The organism is Campylobacter sp. BCW_6466, assembly GCF_001762835.1.
GTDB classification, from domain to species: domain Bacteria; phylum Campylobacterota; class Campylobacteria; order Campylobacterales; family Campylobacteraceae; genus Campylobacter_D; species Campylobacter_D jejuni.
Genome location: NZ_MJXO01000053.1, coordinates 1 through 4,435, shown reverse-complemented (window position 1 = coordinate 4,435; position 4,435 = coordinate 1). Strand labels below are relative to the sequence as shown.

Sequence of the window (4,435 nt, the reverse complement as noted above, 5' to 3'; positions counted from 1 at the left end):
CCTAAGCTGTCAGCTCTCTCTTGAAGGTATTCTTTCGTCTTATCGCTAATTCTTAATTGTATAGGATTGCTCCCCTTACTTTCTTTCTCTTCTACCATTTTCTTTTTATCCTTTTCTATATTTTTCATTTTAAATCCTTGTATTTAAATAAATTTAAATAAATTTAATTTTTCAAGTTCTTCTTCTATAAATTTTTCATTTATTTTTATATAATTTGCTTTTTCTAATCCATAATAAAGCATTTTTTCATCATAATCATTGCCTCCAAAACCATCTGTTACAATTTTAAATCTATCTTCCCATTCAATTTCTTTATCTTTTTGGAAATATATGTTAATCATTCCTTTTCTTTTTTTATCAATTATTCTTATGAAATATTCTTTTGTTGTTGAAACTAACAAATTTTCAAATTGTTTGTCATCAATGATAAGATTTTTATATAACTCATTTAAAAAACAAATAAGCACAAGGTAACTTCCTTTTTTTATTGAATGCTTCCTATCTTTATCAAATAATTTTAATTTATCTTTTATATTTTTTTTAAATTCATTGTTTCTAAATACATTATCAAAAAAAATTTCCATTTCAGCATTTTTTAAATTATTGAAATGCTTTAAATTTACGAACTTTGTATTTTCATTTCTTGCTAGGGTTAAAATTGCAAAAAATTTATCCATATATTTTTTTGCAATATCATCAATATCATTTTGTAAGGAATGAAAAAAATACTGATTATTTTCTTGTATATTCTCTAATAACATTTTAACTCCTTTTTTTCTTGCTAACTAAAATTTTTTATGCAAAAGTTTATACTCATCTTCAATTGATTTACTGCAAAGAATGGTGGTTATATATTTTAATTCTTTAACTTTTAGTTCTTTTAGAAACATAAAAAATTGTTTTGGGCTTAAATTTTCATTATTGCCTAATTGAAAATAAGGAATTATTTTTATATTATGCTTTTTAAAAAAATCGGGGATTATAAAATCCCAATTTTTAAAATCAATCTTGATAGTTTGTTCTGCTAATTCTTTGAAAAATGGGGTTTCCATAAATAATTTCACAACTTCCATATTGTTTTCCACTTTTGGATTATTAAGAAATTCATCAAAATATTCTTTTCCTACCCACACTCTAAGCGACATTTCAAAATAATCATCGCTATCATATTTCTTTTCATTTTTATAACCAAATATAACTCTTATTACATCGTTTTCTATAAACTCTTTATAATAGTCTTTCTTGTCCATCATTGCAAGTTCCATCATTAAATTGCTCATTTTCTTCTCCTTTGAAATTTATATTCTTTATTGGAATAAACATAAATCTTCATCTAACTGAGTATTTATCCTACTTTTGTTGAGATTTCTTTAAACAATATTTGCTCTCTTGTTTAAAGTGTTTTCCATACCTTGAGAAATCATTTCACTTTGTTTTCCATCAATACCTACTAATGATAAAGCCCATGAAGGCCCTTTAATAATTAAATTCCACATAATTACCGCTGAAGCAATTTTTGCAAATATAGTTAATAAGCCTGTGATTGCACCTATAATAAAGTTAGTGTGAAAATTATATACGCTAGTTTTAATTCCTGTAAATTGTTCTACAGAAACAAATAAGAAAAATTCGTCTACTAAAACATTTATAAATAATGATAAATATATAAAGAGAATAATTAATACGGGTTTTAAAAATATAGCCATACCATTAATTAAGAATTCAATAATTTTATCCATTCTTTTAGTTGCTAAGGAGAAAGCTACAACGAATGGTGAAATATAAAAATATTTTATCAAAGAAACTAAATAAGATACAAATATTATAATAGAAGCTGTAGTGCAAACCAATAATGGTATTTTTTGAAAAGTCCATTCTATTAACATTATAGCTATAGCATATCCTGTAATTGTTGAGGCAACTGTTCCTGTTATGTATCCAACGATAGCTCCACCTACTGTTCCTATGATTGGCACAGTAGAAGCTGCTGCTGCTTGAATTACAGCCATGAATTTTCCAGTATTTTCCATTACAAAATCTTTTATAGTTGAAGCTCCTGGTAACATCATCCATACTAATTTACCTGCTATCCATCCTAAAGAGCTATCTGTAATATCATCTTTACTAATTTCAATATCTCCTTTATTTATATTTTCTTTAGTGTTTTGAATATTTTTTTTAGTTGCTTTAATCATCCTTTCTTTTTGTTCATCTTCATCACCTTGCTCTTCTTTAAACATAGTTACTTCTGCTAAAATTGCACTACTTGGCGTAAATAAAGAATTTATCCATCCAAGTTGCATTTCTCTTACTGCAAAATAAGCATCAAGATTTTTCATTTCATTGATTTTTTGAGTGTTATCTCTTAATTTATCAATTTTTTCCATTTGAGAATTTATTTTAGTTATTTCATTTCTTGCTTTTAAAATATCAGCTTCTAAAGCTATACAAGCTTCCAAGGAAATATCGCCATTTTTTCCTGCCATATCATTACTATCTTCAGCTAAAAATCGTTTTATTTTTTCTTTATCTTCATCTGTTAAAGAAGTGATATAGCTTTCTCTAATGGCAGATAGTTGGTTTTTATATCTTAAAGAACAAGTTTTTTTATAAATTTCATCTCCTTGACTTATAAGAAACTCATTTTCTTTCTTTTTTTCTAATAAGGCTTTAATACCTTGAATATTTACTCCACCTATACTTTTATAAATTTTATCCATATAGGTTTTTCCACCAATTGCACTAGCCATATCTGCAATATCTGTTGATTTTAATGCAAAATATCTAATGACGTTTTGCATAATTGTTGAGTGAGCTAAACCATTTCCTTCGGGTATAGGCATAAAAAATGTTCCTATCATAATCATTGGAATATAAAATTTATGTAAAAATTTTTGCTTTCCTTCATTTTCGCCCCTATTTTCTAAGTAAGCTTGAATTTTTTCTGCACTAATTGAAGTAAGAAAAAATCCACCAACTAAAACAAGAATTAGAATTTGTAAATGTTGATAAATTTTTTCATTGGCTAAAAATAGATTTGAAAAATACGCCATATTGTTTTTATTAAAACCATCTACAGCTGAAGTTTCTTGCAAACTTATACTTGAAGTAGAAAATCCTTTATTTTGATTTAAAACAGAATTTGGAGCTATCAAAAAATCCATAAAACTTTGATTTTTTTGTATAGTTTTAATGCTAAAATTATCTATACCATCTTTTAAGGTTAATTCTCCTAAATTATAAGTTTTTTCTCTATCAATAATATTTGGATTTAAAGTTGCTAAAGCAACTAAATATTTTGCAAAATTAATTTTAGTATCGCTTGGCGTCCATTTAATTATACTTTCTAAATTAATTTTTCTATCTATATTTTCATAATTTTTTAATTCAGTATCAAGTCCTGTATACACTTGTTTAGCACAAGATAAATTAGTTTTTGAAGCATTAAATTTTAAATCTAAATCAAAATTTTCATTTTTATAAACTCTACAAAAAGTTGTCCCATTTTTAAAATCAAATCCTATGATTTGAGTTCCATATCCGCTATTAACCTTTCTACACTCCCAACTACATCCATTTTTAGAATCTATGTCATCATCACTATTAGGAAATATTTTTTGCATTTCTTCTTTAGTAGTTTCAGAAACAACTCCTTGCCCATTATTTGTTCCTTCTGCAAATAAGAAATTAAACAGCAATAAAAATAAAATTATTTTTTTCATTTGTATTTAACCTTTTGCTTATAATTGTTTTGAAAATTATTTTTAGCATTTAAATTAGGTTCGCCATTTAATTCAGGACACATAAATTTACAACCATTTTTCCATTCAGAACAACCATACCAAAATTTGTTTTTTTCATTTTTACTTTCTCTTTTTATTAAGTTTCCTTGATTACATTGAGGACATTTAAAAGATGTATTTAAATTAGTGCTTTTATTTTCTAATTCAGGTTTTCCATTAACAGATTTCGCCTTAAAATCACAACCATTAGAATACTCAGAACAAGAAAAGAATTTTCTAAATTTTCCATTTATTTCTCTTAAAAAACCTTTTTGACATTTAGGACAAGTTATTTTTTCTTTTTCTTCATTAGAAACAATTTTTTTGTTTAAACTCTTTTCATTATCAATTATTTTTAAAATAAAATCATTAATTGAATTTAAAAAATCGCTTCTTTTTAGTTTTCCTTCTTGTATCTCTTTTTGAGATTCAAACCATAAAGCTGTCATGTCTGGATTTGTCAATATAGGATCTAAATTTTGGATTAAATTAATTCCAAGTTCTGTAGCATTAACAACTTGCTTTTTATCCTTTGAAACTACAATATAGCCTCTGTTTATTAAAGTTTCTATGTGATTACTTCTTGTTGCTGGAGTTCCTATTCCGCCATTTTCGCCTTTTTTATCTTTATCTTTTTCTATTAAAAGTTTTTT

Annotated in this window: 4 protein-coding genes; all 4 read right to left on the bottom strand. The window is 25.4% G+C overall.

The features are described 5' to 3' along the window. Positions 1-143: 143 nt before the first annotated feature. Positions 144-761, bottom strand: coding sequence for a hypothetical protein (locus tag AJ887_RS06025; protein ID WP_186820502.1), 618 nt, complete (start codon positions 759-761; stop codon positions 144-146). A gap of 24 nt (positions 762-785) precedes the next feature. Further along, positions 786-1,280 carry a hypothetical protein gene (locus tag AJ887_RS06020; RefSeq protein ID WP_070274240.1) on the bottom strand — a complete coding sequence of 165 codons (495 nt, stop codon included), beginning with the start codon at positions 1,278-1,280 and terminating at the stop codon, positions 786-788. 90 nt (positions 1,281-1,370) lie between these two features. Next, a complete protein-coding gene (locus AJ887_RS06015; RefSeq protein WP_070273933.1) occupies positions 1,371-3,722 on the bottom strand; it encodes a hypothetical protein in 2,352 nt (783 codons plus the stop codon). Further along, the coding region (locus AJ887_RS06010; RefSeq protein ID WP_186820505.1) for a DNA topoisomerase at positions 3,719-4,435 on the bottom strand (717 nt) is incomplete at its 5' end. The genes AJ887_RS06015 and AJ887_RS06010, both read right to left, overlap by 4 nt.